General features: G+C 70.0%; 14 protein-coding genes. 7 read left to right on the top strand and 7 right to left on the bottom strand.

The annotated features are described in order from the left end of the window. Positions 1 to 81: 81 nt before the first annotated feature. On the bottom strand, positions 82 to 2,154 hold the full coding sequence (locus J0I43_RS07480) for a DNA topoisomerase IV subunit B (RefSeq protein ID WP_292861959.1): 2,073 nt from the start codon (positions 2,152 to 2,154) through the stop codon (positions 82 to 84). Between the two features lie 189 nt (positions 2,155 to 2,343). On the opposite strand from J0I43_RS07480, the gene J0I43_RS07475 reads away from it, so the two are divergent. Next, positions 2,344 to 2,562, top strand: coding sequence for a hypothetical protein (locus tag J0I43_RS07475; RefSeq protein ID WP_292861368.1), 219 nt, complete (start codon positions 2,344 to 2,346; stop codon positions 2,560 to 2,562). 54 nt (positions 2,563 to 2,616) lie between these two features. Beyond that, on the top strand, positions 2,617 to 3,642 hold the full coding sequence (locus J0I43_RS07470) for a sugar-transfer associated ATP-grasp domain-containing protein (RefSeq protein WP_292861365.1): 1,026 nt from the start codon (positions 2,617 to 2,619) through the stop codon (positions 3,640 to 3,642). Position 3,643: 1 nt separating this feature from the next. Here J0I43_RS07470 and J0I43_RS07465 read toward each other — a convergent pair whose 3' ends face one another. The 3 genes from J0I43_RS07465 to J0I43_RS07455 form a co-directional block, all read right to left on the bottom strand. Continuing rightward, a complete protein-coding gene (locus J0I43_RS07465) occupies positions 3,644 to 4,342 on the bottom strand; it encodes a coenzyme F420-0:L-glutamate ligase (protein WP_292861362.1) in 699 nt (232 codons plus the stop codon). Further along, positions 4,339 to 5,679: an RNA polymerase sigma factor gene (locus J0I43_RS07460; RefSeq protein ID WP_292861359.1), complete on the bottom strand. Its 1,341-nt coding sequence runs from the start codon at positions 5,677 to 5,679 to the stop codon at positions 4,339 to 4,341. The genes J0I43_RS07465 and J0I43_RS07460 overlap by 4 nt, the downstream gene beginning before the upstream one ends. A gap of 204 nt (positions 5,680 to 5,883) precedes the next feature. Beyond that, a complete protein-coding gene (locus J0I43_RS07455) occupies positions 5,884 to 6,807 on the bottom strand; it encodes a proteasome assembly chaperone family protein (RefSeq protein ID WP_292861356.1) in 924 nt (307 codons plus the stop codon). A gap of 87 nt (positions 6,808 to 6,894) precedes the next feature. On the opposite strand from J0I43_RS07455, the gene J0I43_RS07450 reads away from it, so the two are divergent. The 3 genes from J0I43_RS07450 (at position 6,895) to sucB (ending at position 11,556) form a co-directional block, all read left to right on the top strand. Next, positions 6,895 to 8,379 carry a leucyl aminopeptidase gene (locus tag J0I43_RS07450; protein WP_292861353.1) on the top strand — a complete coding sequence of 495 codons (1,485 nt, stop codon included), beginning with the start codon at positions 6,895 to 6,897 and terminating at the stop codon, positions 8,377 to 8,379. Beyond that, a complete protein-coding gene (gene lpdA, locus J0I43_RS07445; RefSeq protein ID WP_292861350.1) occupies positions 8,376 to 9,746 on the top strand; it encodes a dihydrolipoyl dehydrogenase in 1,371 nt (456 codons plus the stop codon). The genes J0I43_RS07450 and lpdA overlap by 4 nt, the downstream gene beginning before the upstream one ends. 64 nt (positions 9,747 to 9,810) lie before the next feature. Next, complete coding sequence (gene sucB, locus J0I43_RS07440) at positions 9,811 to 11,556, top strand: 2-oxoglutarate dehydrogenase, E2 component, dihydrolipoamide succinyltransferase (protein WP_292861347.1); 1,746 nt, start codon at positions 9,811 to 9,813, stop codon at positions 11,554 to 11,556. Between the two features lie 20 nt (positions 11,557 to 11,576). Here sucB and J0I43_RS07435 read toward each other — a convergent pair whose 3' ends face one another. Continuing rightward, positions 11,577 to 12,983 (bottom strand): hypothetical protein, encoded by a 1,407-nt coding sequence (locus J0I43_RS07435; RefSeq protein ID WP_292861344.1) that lies wholly within the window; start codon positions 12,981 to 12,983, stop codon positions 11,577 to 11,579. A 132-nt stretch (positions 12,984 to 13,115) separates the two neighbouring features. On the opposite strand from J0I43_RS07435, the gene J0I43_RS07430 reads away from it, so the two are divergent. Further along, positions 13,116 to 13,826 (top strand): DUF4191 domain-containing protein, encoded by a 711-nt coding sequence (locus J0I43_RS07430; protein ID WP_292861341.1) that lies wholly within the window; start codon positions 13,116 to 13,118, stop codon positions 13,824 to 13,826. A gap of 32 nt (positions 13,827 to 13,858) precedes the next feature. On the opposite strand, the gene J0I43_RS07425 is transcribed toward J0I43_RS07430, so the two are convergent. Beyond that, positions 13,859 to 14,260, bottom strand: a complete 402-nt coding sequence (locus J0I43_RS07425; protein ID WP_292861338.1) for an RDD family protein — start codon at positions 14,258 to 14,260, stop codon at positions 13,859 to 13,861. 130 nt (positions 14,261 to 14,390) lie between these two features. Here J0I43_RS07425 and glnA point away from each other — a divergent pair, with 130 nt between their 5' ends. After that, on the top strand, positions 14,391 to 15,815 hold the full coding sequence (glnA, locus tag J0I43_RS07420) for a type I glutamate--ammonia ligase (protein WP_292861335.1): 1,425 nt from the start codon (positions 14,391 to 14,393) through the stop codon (positions 15,813 to 15,815). A 60-nt stretch (positions 15,816 to 15,875) separates the two neighbouring features. Here glnA and J0I43_RS07415 read toward each other — a convergent pair whose 3' ends face one another. Further along, a complete protein-coding gene (locus tag J0I43_RS07415) occupies positions 15,876 to 16,685 on the bottom strand; it encodes an isocitrate lyase/phosphoenolpyruvate mutase family protein (protein WP_292861331.1) in 810 nt (269 codons plus the stop codon). Positions 16,686 to 16,776 lie beyond the last annotated feature (91 nt).

Here is a 16,776-nt window from a genome sequence, read left to right as displayed (position 1 = left end):
CGCGGCGATGGCCCGAAACCGATCCCCCCAGCTCGGTTTCGGGCCCCGCGCATTTCTGGCCGCTCGCGCGGCGGCCGCGCCTCAGGCGTCGATCGACTCGCGGTCGAGCCGGTCGCTCGATGAGACGATGAAGTCCCGGCGCGGAGCGACGTCGCTGCCCATCAGGAGTTCGAACACGCTCGACGCCGCCTCGGCATCCTGCACGCGCACGCGGCGCAGCAGCCGACCGGCGCGATCCATCGTCGTCTCCGCCAGCTGATCGGCATCCATCTCCCCCAGGCCCTTGTAGCGCTGCACCGGCTCCTGCCAGCGCTTGCCGGCCTTCTGCAGCTTCGCGAGCAGGGCGTGCACCTCCTGCTCCGAGTACGTGTAGATCGTCTCGTTCGGCTTGGAGCCCGGATTCATCACGACGACGCGGTGCAGCGGAGGTACCGCGGCGTAGACCCGTCCGGCCTCGATGAGCGGGCGCATGTAGCGGAAGAAGAGGGTGAGGAGCAGTGTGCGGATGTGCGCCCCGTCGACGTCGGCGTCGCTCATCAGGATGACCTTGCCGTAGCGTGCGGCATCCAGATCGAAGGAGCGGCCCGATCCGGCGCCGATCGTCTGGATGATCGCGGCGCACTCGGCATTGCCGAGCATGTCGCTGATCGATGCCTTCTGCACGTTGAGGATCTTGCCTCGGATCGGCAGAAGCGCCTGGTACTCGCTGTTGCGCGCGTGCTTGGCGGTGCCGAGCGCCGAGTCGCCCTCGACGATGAACAGCTCCGTCTGGGTGACGTCACTCGTGCGGCAGTCGGCGAGCTTCACCGGCAGCGACGACGATTCGAGCGCGTTCTTGCGGCGCTGGGTCTCCTTGTGGGTGCGCGCGGAGATGCGCGCCTTCATCTCCGAGACGACCTTCTCGAGGACGAGTGCGGTCTGGGCCTTGTCGTCGCGCTTCGTCGATGCGAACCGCTCGGTCAGCGCCGTCGAGACGACGTTCGCGACGATCGCCCGCACGGCGGGGGTGCCGAGGACCTCCTTCGTCTGCCCTTCGAACTGCGGTTCGGGCAGCCGCACCGTCAGCACGGCGGTGAGGCCGGCGAGGATGTCGTCCTTCTCGAGCTTGTCGTTGCCGACCTTCAGCTTGCGCGCGTTCTGGTCGACCTGCGCGCGCAGGACCTTCATGAGGCCCTGCTCGAAACCGGCCAGATGCGTGCCGCCCTTCGGCGTCGCGATGATGTTGACGAACGAGCGGGACACCGTCTCGTAGCCCGTCCCCCATCGGACGGCGACATCGACGTCGCAGACCCGCTCGACCTCGGTGGGGACCATGGCACCGCCGGGTTGCAGCACGGGCACCGTCTCGGTGAACGTGCCGGATCCGCTGAGTCGCCATGTGTCGGTGACGCCGGCGTCGGGCGCGAGGAAGTCGGCGAACTCCGAGATCCCGCCGTCGAAGCGGTAAGACGTGGCGGATGCCTCGTCGCCGCGCTCATCGGCGATGTCGATCTGCAGCCCCGGGACGAGGAAGGCGGTCTGGCGCGCGCGCTGCTCGAGCTCGTCGAGGTGGAACGCGGCATCCTTGGTGAAGATCTGTCGGTCGGCCCAGTACCGGATGCGCGTGCCGGTGACCCCGCGCGACGTCTTGCCGATGACCCGCAGTTCGGAGGCCTTCTCGAACGGCGTGAAGGGCGAGTCGGGTCCGGGCCCCGCGAAGACCCCCGGCTCGCCGCGATGGAACGACATCGCGTAGGTCTTGCCACCGCGGTCGACCTCGACGTCGAGACGCTCGCTGAGAGCATTGACGACGGACGCGCCGACACCGTGCAGACCACCCGACGCTGCGTACGAACCGCCCCCGAACTTGCCGCCGGCGTGCAGCTTCGTGAAGACGACCTCGACGCCGGTGAGGCCGGTGCGCGGCTCGACGTCGACGGGGATGCCGCGCGCCCGGTCACGCACCTCGACGCTGCCGTCCGCATGCAGGACGATGTCGATGCGCGCGCCGTACCCGGCGAGTGCCTCGTCGACGGCGTTGTCGATGATCTCCCAGACGCAGTGCATGAGGCCGCGGGAGTCCGTCGAGCCGATGTACATGCCGGGACGCTTGCGGACGGCCTCGAGGCCTTCGAGCACCTGGAGGTGATGGGCGGAATACTCGGCGGTCACAATCTCCAAGCGTATGCCCGGGTGCGGACGCCCCGGCGCCGACACACGCGGTCGTCACGCGCCCGACATATTCCCGGTCGCGGACAGGGTACGCGCACAGCGAAATGTGACCGGATCGCGGCATTTGCGCAACATTCGCGTGGTTGTATGTGAGGCAACCGCATCGCGTCGCACTATCGAGGAGGAACCGAAATGAGCATGTCGACCACCGCTGAGCCCGCCGTCCTCGAGTACCGCCTGACCGCGACGGACCGGTGCGACTCGTGTGGCGCGCAGGCGTACATCGCCGCCGAGGTCAACGGCAGCGAGCTGCTGTTCTGCGCCCACCACGGCCGCAAGTACGAAGAGAAGCTGCGCAGCGTCGCCACGAGCTGGCACGACGAGACCGCTCGCCTGGCCGACGCCCGCTGAGCGCACCCCCGTAGACTGGGCGACATCCCTTTCGTCGTCCCCGGAGGACTCTCCATGGCTTCGCGCGGCCTGTCGCCCCTGCATCGCATCCAGGTCCTCTTCGAGCGTGCGCGCGGCTTCGACTACGCCTCGGTGACGGGCCGGGCCCGCGAAACGGCCCGCATCCACGACAAGAGCTATCCTCTCGTGCTGGCCGACATGCTCTGGTCGGCAGCGCGTCACCGCGTCGGGTTCAACGACTACATCGAGTTCGACTTCGCGATCCTGACGCGCGCCGAACGTGCGACGTGGGTAACGAGCCCGCTCGCTCTCGAGCTCTCCAACCGCTACGACGACCCCGCGCAGGTGCACCGCTTCCAGGACAAGATCGCGTTCAACAAGGACTTCGACCGCTTCCTGCGGCGCGAGTGGCTCGCACTCGAGGATGGCAACGCGGCCGAGTTCGAGGCTTTCGCGGAGCGGCATCCCGTGTTCATCGCGAAGGTGCCGGTCAGCAAGTCCGGCGCCGGCGTTCGGCGCTACCACGCCGCGGATGTCGAGGACTGGGCCGCGTTCCATGCCGCTCTCATCGCGAAGGGCGAGGTGCTCATCGAGGAGCAGATCGTCCAGCACGCCGATCTCGAGGCGATCGCTCCGGGCACCGCGAACACGACACGCGTCACGACGTTCGTCACCGACGACGGCAACGTCGCGATCGTCAACATGGCGCAGAAGTTCGGGCGCGGGCAGGTCAGCGATCAGGCGTCCTTCGGCGGCTTCTACACCGCGCTGCATGAGGACGGCCGCGCCATGGGCATGGGCTACAACACGTCCGGCGCCCTGTTCGAGACCCACCCCGAGACCGGGTACCGCATCGCCGATTTCCAGCTGCCGATGATGGCCGAGGTCGTCGACCTGATCACGCAGGTCGCCCTCGTCATCCCCGAGGTGCGCTATGTCGGATGGGACGTCGTCGTCACCGCGGACGGCCCCGTGCTCGTGGAGGGCAACTGGGGCGCGGGCGTGTTCGAGAACAAGCCGACCGCGAGCGGCATCCGCCACGGTCACCTGCCCCGCTACCGCGCGGCGATGGGGTTTTGACTCAGTCCTTGCGGATGATGCCCATCGGCGTCGACTGCGTGCCCTGACCCAGCGGGTTGTCGGCGAGGATGCGCACGAGGCGCTGCTCCCCCGCCTTGTCGAGGGTCGAGCCGAGGATGTTGCCGCCGATGTCGTTGATGTCGACGACCGCGACCTCCGCGACGTCGCCGAGCAGACGCTTCACCCGCGCGGAGACCGCGTCGGGCTCCGTGGGGCCGAGCACCACCGCGTTGTCGTACGGCGGGATCGTCCCGTCGGTCGGTCCGTCGATCGCGCGGGCGCGGTCGCCCGCGATGCGGTAGAAGTCGCCGCGACGCCCGAACAGCTTCGTCACGGCGCTGACGGCCGCGGCGAAGAGGATACGGGGCGTGCCGCACTCGCGCAGGGCCATCTCCATCGTCTCGGGCATGCCGAGGCCGATGCCGTACGACGTCTTGGTGACGTACCGCGACAGGAAGCGCGCGAGCGCGCGCGGCTCGATCTCGTCGAGCGCGTACGAGCGGCCCTGCGTGATCGCGACGATCTTCTCCGTGACGAACAGGATGTCGCCCGGCTGGACGAGACCCTGCGCGTACTCGGTGACGACGGCATCCAGGTCGTCGCCCGGCATGACGACACGCGTGCGGATCGGGATGCGCTTGAACGTCCCCGCGTCGATCGTGACCGACAGCGCCTTGCCGTCGTTGGGGGTGTCGGTCATTCGAGGTAGTCCCGCAGCGACTGCGAGCGCGAGGGATGCCGCAGCTTCGCCATCGTCTTGGACTCGATCTGGCGGATCCGCTCGCGGGTCACGCCGAACGTGTCGCCGATCTGGTCGAGCGTCTTCGGCTGGCCGTCGCCGAGACCGAACCGCATCCGGATGACGCCGGCCTCTCGCTCGGAGAGCGAGTCCAGAAGGGACTCCAGCTGACGCTGCAGCATCGTGAAACCGACGGCGTCGGCCGGGACGACCGCCTCGGTGTCCTCGATCAGGTCGCCGAACTCGCTGTCGCCGTCCTCGCCGAGCGGGGTGTGCAGCGAGATCGGCTCACGCCCGTACTTCTGCACCTCGATGACCTTCTCGGGGGTCATGTCGAGTTCGCGGCTGAGTTCCTCGGGCGTGGGCTCGCGGCCGAGGTCCTGCAGCATCTGCCGCTGTACGCGCGCGAGCTTGTTGATGACCTCGACCATGTGCACGGGGATGCGGATGGTCCGCGCCTGGTCCGCCATGGCGCGCGTGATCGCCTGACGGATCCACCACGTCGCGTACGTCGAGAACTTGAAGCCCTTTGTGTAGTCGAACTTCTCGACCGCGCGGATGAGGCCGAGGTTGCCCTCCTGGATGAGGTCCAGGAACTGCATGCCACGACCGGTGTAGCGCTTCGCGAGGGAGACCACGAGGCGGAGGTTCGCGCCGAGCAGGTGGCTCTTGGCACGCTGACCGTCGCGCGCGACCCACTGGAGGTCGAGTCCCAGCTGCGACGACTTCTCCGAAGCCGACATGTGCGACAGCTTCTCCTCGGCGAACAGGCCGGCTTCGATGCGCATCGCGAGCTCGACCTCTTCGGCCGCGTTGAGCAGCGGGACCTTGCCGATCTGCTTCAGGTAGTCCTTGACCGGGTCCGCGGTGGCACCCGTGATCTGTGTCGAGTAGACCGGGACGTCCTCGTCGTCGCTCGACGAGATGACGATGGCTCCCGTCGGGAGCGGCTCGCTGAAGGCGGGCTTGGTCGTGCCCTCCTCTTCGTCGTCCTCGTCGGCGTCGTCCTCGGCGGCGTCCTTCTTGTCGTCCTTCGACGTGTCGGCGTCCTCGCTGTCATCGCTCGCGTCGGCGTCGGCGTCGTCCTCGACCTCGTCTTCGAGATCGACCTCGTCGTCGACCTCTTCGTCGTCGGACTTCTTCGCACGACCGGATGCCTTGGCGGCCGGCTTCTTCGCCGCCGTCTTCTTGGCGGGCGCCTTCTTCGCCGGCGCCTTCGTGGCGGCGGTCTCGACGACCTCGTCGGTCTCGGTGTCTTCTGCCGTGCGGGTACGGGTGGTCTTCGTGCCGGAGGTCACGTCTCGCCTTTCACCGACGACGGGCGCCGGGGTTTCGGACACTAGTAAGACCCTTGTCAAGTCCAGCGCGCCTGACGAAGGCGGCGCCGTCGAGACAACGGGTCGGATGTCCTATTGTCGCATACCCCAGCCTGCGAACTTACGCAACGGCCGGGATTGCCTGCTGTTCCTCTGACAACGCCGGCGGGCCTGCAGACATTCCGCTCAGCGACGCCCGCGCTTCTCGTCGCCCTCGCGCCGATCGGCCAGAAATCGCTCGAGCTCGGCGGCCAGCTCATCGGCGCTCGGCAGATCACCCGTGTGGATGATCGGCTGCGCGAGCGTCGAACCGGCCATGTAGGAGTCGTATCGCTCCTCGAGCGTGTGGAGCATCGCGGTGAGCTCCGCGTTGCCCTCCACCTGGTCGTCGACCTTCGCGAGGTACTCCTTGTTCTCGTCACGGATCTCGTCCGCGTCGAACACCAACCCGGTCGCGACGGACACGCTGTCGAGCCCCGCGAGAGCCGCGGCCGGGTACTCGGTGTCGGCGAGGTAGTGCGGCACGAGCAGGACGAAGCCCGCGATCTCGCGGCCCGCCTCCGCGAGGCGGAGCTCCAGCAGGTGGCCCATCGTCGCCGGCACCTGCGTGTGCGGCTTCCACACCGAGTGCGCCTGGGTCAGCTCGGAGCGCGTTCCGCTCACCGTCGTGCCGATGGGGCGCGTATGCGGGACCGGCATCGGGATCGCGTGCACCCACGTGATCGTCGACACCTGCAGTCCTTCCGCGAGCCCGACGACCGTCTCGGAGAAGGAGTCCCATGCGAAATCGGGTTCGTAGCCCGCGAGGAGGACGAACGGCTGACCGAGCGCGTCGTGCGCGAGTGACAGTTCGAGACGCGGCGGGCGATAGTCCAGCAGGTGATCGCCGTCGAAGGTGATCGAGGGGCGCCGGGCACGGTAGTCGAGCAGTACATCGGCGGAGAAGACCACGATCGGGGCCGGGTCGAGGTCGTCGCGGAAGAGATCCGTCATGCGGGAGACTGCACTCCCGGCATCCGTGAACCCGGTCAGGACGATGACCATCGGCAGGCCCGCCGGCACCGGAGGCGCCGACGTGACCCGCTCGTAGAGGGGACCGCTCAGAGGCATGAATCCACTGTACGAGCCGCGCACGGGTGCAGGGCGCGGTGCCGCTGACAGCGAACACTCCGGCCACGCAAACCTAGGATGGATCCCATGGCGTTCCCCGAGCTGTCCACCTCCACCGCCCCCCTCTCCACCTCGACCGCCGACGCTCTCGTCATCGCGCTACCGCCGCGTGATCGGATCGCGCAGGCGGAGACGGCGCTCGATGACTGGCCGGGACTCGCCGCGGCACTGGAAGGCGTGGGGTTCACCGGTGCACGCGGTGCAACCGTGCGTGTCCACGTGCCCGAGGCCACGTCGCGGCCGGTGTTCGTCGTCGGCACCGGCGCCGATCCGGATGCCGCTGCGATACGCGATGCGATCGGGCAGGCCGCGAGGTCGACGACGGGATTCCCCCGCCTCGCCGTCGCCGCACCGCTCACCCACGACGTCGCCGACGCCTGGTCCGCTGCCGCCGAGGGCGCGCTGATCGGCGGGTATCGGTTCGCCGACTACAAGAAGACCGCAGCGCCGTCCCGCGCCGCCGAGATCGTGCTGCACTGGCCGGTCGACCCGGATGCCTCGTCGCTCGCGCATGCCCGCGCGATCGCCGCGTCGGTGGCCATCGTCAAAGATCTCGTGAACGTCCCCGCGCAGTGGCTGGGGCCGCAGGACGTCGCCGACGCCGCCGTCACCGAGCTCACGGGCCTCCCCGTCGACGTGACGGTGCTCGACGAGGCCGCCCTCGAGGAGCAGGGCTTCGGCGGCATCCTCGGCATCGGCCAGGGATCCGACCGTCCGCCGCGGCTCGTCCACCTCGACTACGCTCCTGAGGGCGCAGAGCGCCACGTCGCGCTCGTCGGGAAGGGCATCACCTTCGATACGGGCGGGCTCTCGCTGAAGCCCCCCGCGGGCATGGTCGGGATGAAGTTCGACATGGCGGGAGCAGCCACCGTGCTCGCCGTCGTCCGCGCCGCCGCAGCGCTCGCCCTCCCGGTGCGCGTCTCGGGATGGCTGTGCCTCGCCGAGAACATGCCCTCCGGTCGCGCCCTCCGCCCGGGGGATGTCGTCCGCATCGCGGACGGCACGAGCGTCGAGGTGCCCAACACGGATGCCGAGGGCCGTGTCGTCCTCGCGGACGGCCTCGTCGCGGCGAGCCGCACGCAACCCGACGTGCTCGTCGACGTAGCGACGCTGACCGGCGCGATCATCGTCGCGCTGGGCAACCGGCACACCGGCGTCATGGGCGACGACGCGGCGGTCGCGGCATACCTGGCCGCCGCCGAGCGCGTCGGCGAGCTCGCCTGGCACCTGCCGCTCCCCGCGCACATGGAGGAGGAGCTCGACTCCCCCATCGCCGATCTGCAGAACGCGAAGATCGGCGACACCTCCGGCGGCGCGCTGTTCGCGGGCCTCTTCCTGCAGCGCTTCGTGGGTCCCGTCTCGGATGCCGAGGACGCCCCGCCGATCCCGTGGGTGCACCTCGACATCGCCGGCAGCGGAACCGCGAAGAGCGCGTTCGGCGCGACCGACAAGGGCCCCACCGCGGCGACCGTCCGGTCACTGATCAGCTTCATCGAGGAGGAGGCGCGATGAGCGAGCGCACGGCGGACATCGTCGTCCTGGGCGGGGGAAGCGGGGGGTACGCGGCGGCGATCCGCGCCTCCGAACTCGGCAAGAAGGTCGTCCTCATCGAGAAGGACAAGGTCGGCGGGACGTGTCTGCACCGCGGCTGCATCCCGACGAAGGCCCTCCTGCACGCGGCCGAGGTCGCCGATCACGTGCGCACCGCGGCATCCGTCGGCGTCATCGCCCAGTGGGACGGCATCGACCCTGCGGGCGTCACGGCGTATCGCGAAGGCATCGTCGCGAAGAAGTTCAAGGGCCTGGAGGGCCTGCTGAAGGCACGCGGAATCGAGGTCGTCACCGGGTCCGGCCGACTGCAGGCGGACGGCTCCGTCGCCGTCGGCGACGACGTCTACCGCGGCACCGACGTCATCCTCGCGACCGGCTCTTACAGCCGCACCCTCCCGGGTCTCGAGCTCGGCGGACGGGTCCTCGACAGCGAGGCGGCGCTCGCCCTCGACGTGATACCGGAGCGGGTGATCATCCTCGGCGGGGGTGTCATCGGGGTCGAGTTCGCGAGCGTCTGGCGCTCGTTCGGCGCCGAGGTCACGATCGTCGAGGCCCTCGACCACCTCGTCCCGAACGAGGACATCGCCCTGAGCAAGGCCCTCGAGCGGGCGTTCCGCAAGCGTGGCATCGTGGCCAAACTCGGCGTCCGCTTCGCGGGCGTCACGCAGACGGATGCCGGGGTCGACGTCGGACTCGAAGACGGCACCGCGCTCAGCGCGGACTACCTGCTCGTGGCCGTCGGCCGAGGACCGGCCACGGACGGGCTCGGGTTCGAGGAAGCCGGCGTGACGGTCGACCGCGGATTCGTGACGGTGGACGAGCGCCTCGCCACGACCGCGCCCCACATCTACGCCGTCGGCGACATCGTTCCCGGACTCCAGCTCGCGCACCGGAGCTTCCAGCAGGGCATCTTCGTCGCGGAGCAGATCGCAGGTCTGACTCCGATCGCGGTGCCCGAGTCATCCATCCCGCGCGTCACATACTCGAGCCCGGAGGTCGCCTCCGTCGGTCTCACCGAAGCGCAGGCGCGCGCCGGGCACGGCGACGAGGTCGCGACGTACGAGTACAACCTCGCCGGCAACGGGAAGAGCGAGATCCTCGGCACCGCGGGGCTCGTCAAGGTCGTCCGGCGCGCCGACGGGCCCATCCTGGGCGTGCACCTGATCGGCGACCGCGTCGGCGAACTCATCACCGAGGGGCAGCTCGCGGTCGGGTGGGAGGCGCACCCCGAGGACCTCGCCCCGCTCATCCACGCGCACCCGACGCAGAGTGAAGCGCTGGGCGAGGCGTTCCTGGCGCTCGCGGGCAAGCCGCTGCACGCCCTCTGACTCCGGCCGCACGCAGGGGTCACTAAGCTAGAACGACATCGGACTTTCTGAAGGAGACACAGTCATGAGCACATCCGTGGTCCTCCCCGCGCTCGGAGAGAGCGTCACCGAGGGAACGGTCACCCGCTGGCTCAAGAAGGTCGGTGACACGATCCAGGCCGACGAGGGCCTGCTCGAGATCTCGACCGACAAGGTCGACACCGAGATCCCCTCGCCCGTCAGCGGCGTGATCGAGGAGATCCTCGTCGCCGAGGACGAGACCGTCGAGGTCGGCGCCGTGCTCGCGAAGATCGGCGACGGTTCGAGCGCTCCCGCCGGCGACGCCGCCCCCGCTGCCGAGGTGCCGGCCGCGCCCGCCGCACCCGTTGCCGCAGAGCCCGCGCAGGCGTCCGAGCCCGCGCAGACCGAGGCCGCGCCGGCGTCCGAGGCGCCCGCGCCCGCCGCCTCCGGCGATGCGAAGGACGTCGTGCTGCCCGAGCTCGGCGAGAGCGTCACCGAGGGCACCGTGACCCGGTGGCTGAAGCAGGTCGGCGACGAGGTCGCCGTCGACGAACCGCTCCTCGAGATCTCCACCGACAAGGTGGACACCGAGATCCCCTCGCCGGTCGCCGGCACGCTGCAGGAGATCCTGGTCGCCGAGGATGAGACCGTCGCCGTCGGCGCCGTGCTGGCCCGCATCGGCTCGGGTGCGGCTCCTGCCGCACCTGCCGCCGCTCCGGCACCGGCGGCCGAGCCCGCACCGGCTCCTGCCGCGCCCGCGGCTCCGGCAGCCGCCCCGGCTGCGCCGGCCGCTCCGGCACAGGCTGCTCCCGCCGCTCCGGCACAGGCCGCTCCGGCTGCGCCCGCCGCTGCGACTCCGGCTGCCCCGGCCCCGGCTGCTGCGGCTGCCGCCGCGGACGACGATGTGACCACGTACGTCACGCCGCTCGTGCGCCGCCTGGCTCAGCAGCAGGGCGTGGATCTCGCCTCCGTCACCGGGACGGGCGTCGGCGGTCGCATCCGCAAGGAGGACGTCCTGCAGGCCGCCGAGGCAGCGAAGTCCGCTCCCGCCGCCGCAACCCCCGCCGCCGCGGCGCCCGCACTCGAGGTGTCCGCGCTGCGCGGAACGACCGCGCCGATGTCGCGCCTGCGCAAGGTGCTCGCCGAGCGCGCCGTGGCATCCATGCAGCAGACGGCTCAGCTGACGACGGTCGTGAAGGTCGACGTGACGCGCGTCGCGGCCTACCGCTCCGCCGTGCAGAAGGACTTCGTCGCAGCGACCGGAGGCAAGCTCTCCTTCCTGCCGTTCTTCGTGCTCGCCGCCGCCGAGGCGCTCCAGACGTTCCCCATCATCAACGCGACGGTCAACGGCACCGACATCGTCTACCCCGCGACCGAGAACATCTCGATCGCCGTCGACACCGAGCGGGGCCTGCTGACGCCGGTGCTCCGCGACGCGGGCGACAAGACGCTCGCCGGCATCTCGTCGGAGATCGCCGACTTGGCCGCTCGCACACGCGACAATAAGCTCAAGCCCGACGAGCTCGCCGGCGGCACCTTCACGGTGACCAACACGGGCTCACGCGGCGCGCTGTTCGACACGCCCGTCGTGTTCCTGCCGCAGTCCGCGATCCTCGGCACGGGCGCCGTCGTCAAGGAGCCGGGCGTCGTGACGACCGACGGTGTGGATGCCATCGGCGTCCGCTCCTACGTCTACCTGGCGCTCTCGTACGACCACCGCATCGTCGATGGTGCGGACGCCGCCCGCTTCCTGGGAGCGATCAAGGCGCGCCTCGAGGCGGCCGACTTCGCGACGAAGCTCGGGTTCTGACCACACCCGCACCCGTGTGATCATGGCTGGTCCGCGACGTCGTACACGTCGCGGACCAGCCATTTCCCGTTCGCGCTGACGAGCACGAGGACCTGCGGCTCAAGAGCCGCAGCCTCGATCCGGAACACCGCCACCCCGCCGTACTCATCGAGGAGCGTCGCCGCGGTGTCGGCCGCGCCCGCGGAGACGACCCCCGCCGGCGTCGCCGTCTCGGGGCGCTCGAGCAGGGCGGCGCATACCTCCGCCTCGGCATCCGCGCACCGCGCGAGCGCGCGCACGATGTCGAGCGCGGCGTCCTCCAGCTCCGTCGCCGGATCCGTCGGCGCGCTCGCATCGGACGTCCTCGTCTCCGTCGGCGACGGCTCCGTCGGCGCGGTCGCCGGCGCCTCCGAGCCGGCGATGCTCAGCGACACAGAGCGGCCCGGTGCGGCTCCGGCGGTCGGCTCCGGCTCGGGCCACAGCAGTCCCCCACCGATCACGACAGCGGCGACAGCCGCAGCGACGAGGAGCGGCGCGCGCCGGCGTGTGGAGGGCGCGTTCCGCGACTTCTCCTCGCGGCCGCCCCGCGACGCCCGAGCCTCCCGAACCCCCCGGTGCTCCCGAGCCCCCCGAACCCCCCGGTGCTCCCGCTGCTCCCGGCCCTCGCGCACGCGAGACCACGCGTGACCGGGAATCGCAGCGACGTCCCGCACGGCCGCAGCGACACGCGCCGCCCACGCCGCGTCCGTGAAGCGGGCGAGCCAGGACTCCGCCGCGTCCGGTGCCGTCTCGCTCCGGTCGGCGCGCGCCGTCGTGGCGCGCAACGGCAGCGGGAAGACCCCGGCTTCGCCGGGTGCGGCATCCGCCACGTGGAGCGGCTCCGGCTCGGCGGCCGCGAACAGTCGTTCCTCGCACTCCTCCAGATCGCCATCTCGCCACCGGGGCGCGGCGAGCAACTCCCCCGCGCGCGCCAGCGCGGAGGCGAGCACCGGGCCCGCACCGAGTGCGAGGCGCTCCAGCAGGTCGCGACCGTCGTCGGCCCACGACGCTCCGTCGTGCACCGCGAGGACGGGGCGGCCCGAGGCATCCAGCCACCAACTGCCCTCCTCCATGCCGCAGCTGCGCGCTTCGGCTGCCGCGCGCAGAACACTCACCGCGATCGTGACGGCGGCCCCCGGGGTCGCGCGGTCGGCGCTGTCGAGGCCGAGCCGGGCCGGGCAATGGGGCACGACGGCGGCGAGGCCGCTGCCCGAGCGAGCGAGGTCGATCGGAACGAGGATGTGACCGTCACGCGCGCATCGCCAGACGTCGTCCGGTACCTGCTCGAGGTCCGCCCACACCGTCGGCGGCGAGCCCGTGTGCAGCCACCCCGCGTAGGGCGCTTCCTCGGCGCTGAGGCGACGGAGCGCGGTCTGCGGGTCGAGGAGCGAGGGCGGGGCTGCAGTCATGCTCGCAGTCTCGCGTCTCGCCCGTTCCGACGGTCACGTCGAGCAGGGATCTGTGGAGAGACCGCCGGATCCGCCTCCTGGGGAGGAGTCGATGGCCGTTTCGCACTCACCGCCGGACGGTAGGCTGTGCGTATGTCCTCCCGCAGTACCGCGCCCGAGAAGCGCCCCGGATTCTTCGCACAGCTGCGTTCGCTGTTCACCTTCACCAAGGCCGAGTTCCCCTGGCTGCCGTGGGCGCTCATCGCGATCGTCGTCGTCGCGGTCGCGCTCGGCGTCCTCGTCGGGTTCCTGATCCCGCCGGTCGCCGTCTGGAGCATCATCCTGTGGGGAGTCACGGGCCTCATGCTCGGCATCCTCGGCGCGATGATCCTCCTCACCCGACTCTCGACGCGCGCGATGTACAAGAAGCTCGACGGGATGCCGGGAGCCTCCGGCCACGTGCTGTCGACGTCCCTCGGGCGCAGCTGGGTGGCATCCGAGATGCCGGTCGGCGTCAACCCGAAGTCGCAGGACGCCGTGTACCGCGTCATCGGCCGCGGCGGCGTCGTGCTCGTCGCGGAGGGAGCGCGCGGGCGCCTCACCCGACTCGTCAACGATGAGAAGATGAAGGTGCAGCGCGTCGCCTCGGGCGTGCCGATCACGGTGTTCTACGTGGGCCACGGCGAGGGAGACGTCGCGATCGGCAAGCTCGCCGCGTCGATCAAGTCGCTGCCGAAGAAGGTGGACCGGGCGACGATGGCCGCGGTCGTCAAGCGCGTCGACTCGGTCTCGCAGTCGGTGACCTCGCTGCCGATCCCGAAGGGGATCGACCCGATGCGCGCCCGGGCGCCGCGCCCGCGCTGAGCGCCGCGTCCTGCGCTCGCGACGCGCACGGCTCAGGAGCGCAGCAGGACCGTTCCGGCCGCCTTGTCGTGCACGCCGCGCTGGTCCGCGTCCCAGATGACGGCCGGGATCACGAGGCAGAGCAGAGCCGTCCGCACGATGGGTCGCCACAGGCCCACCCATCCCCCGCCGACGAGCTGCAGCCGCATCCCGAGGAGGCGATGGCCCGGGCTGCCGCCGAGCGTGGGCAGGAAGACGATCTGCACGATCGCGAAGATCACGGTGGTGGCGATCGCGTCGTACTCGAAGAACGCGATGGACACGAGGACGGCGCATGCCCAATCGATCGCGAGGGCGCCGATGCGTCGGCCCGGACGCGCGATGCTGCCCGCTCCCGTGGCGGGGAAGCCGAGTCGCTCGCCGGGATAGGTGTTCTCGCTCGCGGCATCCGTCACCTCCTCAGCGTACCCGCGGCGTCGTAACATCCCCGAAACACGGGGGATACTGGGGAGCAACCCTCCCCCGATAACGTCGGAGCGAGCCTGGCCCCGTCAGGCCCGTTCCACACCCGATCTTGGAGACTCCATGTTCAAAGATTCATCCGAGGTGCTGAAGTTCATCAAGGACGAGGACGTCAAGTTCCTCGATATCCGTTTCACGGACCTCCCTGGCGTGCAGCAGCACTTCAACATCCCCGCCTCGACTGTCGACGAGGAGTTCTTCACGGTCGGTCAGCTCTTCGACGGTTCGTCGATCCGCGGCTTCGCGAACATCCACGAATCGGACATGCAGCTGATCCCGGATGTCTCCACCGCCTACCTCGACCCGTTCCGCGAGGCGAAGACGCTCATCATGCTCTTCGACATCTACAACCCGCGCAACGGTGAGATCTACGCCAAGGACCCGCGTCAGGTCGCCAAGAAGGCTGAGAAGTACCTCGCCTCCACCGGCATCGCGGACACCGCGTTCTTCGCCCCGGAGGCGGAGTTCTACATCTTCGACGACGTGCGCTACGAAGTGAAGCAGAACAGCTCCTTCTACTCCGTCGACTCGGAAGAGGGCGCCTGGAACACCGGCCGCGTCGAAGAGGGCGGCAACCTCGCCAACAAGACCCCCTTCAAGGGCGGCTACTTCCCCGTCTCCCCCGTCGACAAGACGGCTGACCTCCGCGACGACATCTCGCTCAAGCTGATCGAGTCGGGGCTCATCCTCGAGCGCGCTCACCACGAGGTCGGCACGGGCGGCCAGCAGGAGATCAACTACCGCTTCGACACCATGGTGCACGCGGCCGACGACATCCTGAAGTTCAAGTACATCGTCAAGAACGTCGCCGAGGAGTGGGGCAAGGTCGCGACCTTCATGCCCAAGCCCCTGTTCGGCGACAACGGCTCGGGCATGCACACGCACCAGTCGCTGTGGCTCGAGGGCAAGCCCCTCTTCTACGACGAGAAGGGTTACGGCGGTCTCTCCGACCTCGCCCGCTGGTACATCGGCGGTCTCCTCGCGCACGCTCCCGCGGTGCTCGCGTTCACGAACCCGACGCTGAACTCCTACAAGCGCCTGGTCAAGGGCTACGAGGCCCCGGTCAACCTGGTCTACTCGGCCGGCAACCGCTCCGCCGCCATCCGCATCCCGATCACGGGCTCGAACCCGAAGGCGAAGCGCATCGAGTTCCGCGCACCGGATGCCTCGGGCAACCCCTACCTCGCCTTCGCGGCGCAGATGATGGCGGGCCTGGACGGCATCAAGAACCGCATCGAGCCGCACGAGCCGGTCGACAAGGACCTGTACGAGCTTCCCCCCGAGGAGGCGAAGAACATCCCGCAGGTGCCGAACTCGCTACTCGACTCGCTCGAGGCGCTCCGCGCTGACCACGAGTTCCTGCTCGCGGGCGGCGTGTTCACGCCCGAGCTCATCGAGACGTGGATCGAGTACAAGATCGAGAACGAGATCAAGCCGCTGGCCGCGCGCCCGCACCCGTTCGAGTACGAGCTCTACTTCGGCGTCTGACGCCTGATCACGACGTCCCCGGCATCCCATGGGTGCCGGGGACGTCGTGCGTGTGCGCGGCTATGAACGCTCGAGGAGCGCGTTCAGGCGGCCGTAGTCGACGCCCTCGCCCAACGACGTGTAGGTGCCGGATGCCTCCAGTTCTCGCGCCGCCGCGGCGATGAGCGCGTATGCGCTCTGCGCGGGCGCGGAGCCGAGGCTCAGGCGCCGCACGCCGACCGCGGCGAGTGGCCCGACGGCCGGACTCCCCGGGCCGACCATGATGTTCACCGGCGCGTCGATGCGCGCGACGAGCTCCGCGATGACGTCGAGGTCCGCCAGCCCGGGGACGAAGATGCCGTTCGCGCCGGCGTCGAGGTAGCGACGCGCGCGGGTGACGGTCTCGGACACGAGCTGTGAAGCGGGCACGAGCCCGCGCAGGTAGACGTCGGTGCGCGCATTGATGAAGAGCTCAGCACCGGCACCTTCGGCCGCCCGCCGCGCGGCCACGATGCGGGACTCGGCGTCGGGCACCGACCGGTCGCCGTCCTCGATGTTGATCCCCACGGCGCCGGCATCCACGACCCCCGTGACGGTGTCCGCCACCTCCGCGGGCGTCCGGCCGCCGCTCTCGATGTCAGCGGTCACCGGCACGTCCACCACCGCGACGATCCGCGCGACCGCGTCGAGGAGCTCATGCCGCGGCAGGATGTCACCGTCGGGGTAGCCCAGCGACCACGCCACGCCCGCGCTGCTCGTCGCGACCGCGCGGGCGCCGCTGCTCGCGACGAGCGCGGCACTCGCGGCATCCCATACGTTCGTGAGCAGGAGCGGCGTCGGAGCGGAATGCAGAGCGTGGAAGGAGGGCGCGGGCGTCGCAGAAGTGGTCATGCGTCTCAGTCCACACCATCGGGCGCCGCGGCGCTGGCGGGAATCGGCCGCCATCGACGTGAACGTCAGCCGCGTGACGGATGCCGGGTCG

Source organism: Microbacterium sp. (genome assembly GCF_017305435.1).
Taxonomy (GTDB): Bacteria; Actinomycetota; Actinomycetes; order Actinomycetales; family Microbacteriaceae; genus Microbacterium.
This window is presented reverse-complemented; position numbering and strand designations above follow the sequence as displayed.

Coding starts and splice junctions, on each gene's coding strand:
- J0I43_RS07435 (WP_292861344.1), bottom strand. CDS start 12,983: ATGACTGCAGCCCCGCCCTCGCTCCTCGACCCGCAGACCGCGCTCCGT.
- J0I43_RS07475 (WP_292861368.1), top strand. CDS start 2,344: ATGAGCATGTCGACCACCGCTGAGCCCGCCGTCCTCGAGTACCGCCTG.
- lpdA (WP_292861350.1), top strand. CDS start 8,376: ATGAGCGAGCGCACGGCGGACATCGTCGTCCTGGGCGGGGGAAGCGGG.
- sucB (WP_292861347.1), top strand. CDS start 9,811: ATGAGCACATCCGTGGTCCTCCCCGCGCTCGGAGAGAGCGTCACCGAG.
- glnA (WP_292861335.1), top strand. CDS start 14,391: ATGTTCAAAGATTCATCCGAGGTGCTGAAGTTCATCAAGGACGAGGAC.
- J0I43_RS07450 (WP_292861353.1), top strand. CDS start 6,895: ATGGCGTTCCCCGAGCTGTCCACCTCCACCGCCCCCCTCTCCACCTCG.
- J0I43_RS07455 (WP_292861356.1), bottom strand. CDS start 6,807: ATGCCTCTGAGCGGTCCCCTCTACGAGCGGGTCACGTCGGCGCCTCCG.
- J0I43_RS07470 (WP_292861365.1), top strand. CDS start 2,617: ATGGCTTCGCGCGGCCTGTCGCCCCTGCATCGCATCCAGGTCCTCTTC.
- J0I43_RS07430 (WP_292861341.1), top strand. CDS start 13,116: ATGTCCTCCCGCAGTACCGCGCCCGAGAAGCGCCCCGGATTCTTCGCA.
- J0I43_RS07415 (WP_292861331.1), bottom strand. CDS start 16,685: ATGACCACTTCTGCGACGCCCGCGCCCTCCTTCCACGCTCTGCATTCC.
- J0I43_RS07465 (WP_292861362.1), bottom strand. CDS start 4,342: ATGACCGACACCCCCAACGACGGCAAGGCGCTGTCGGTCACGATCGAC.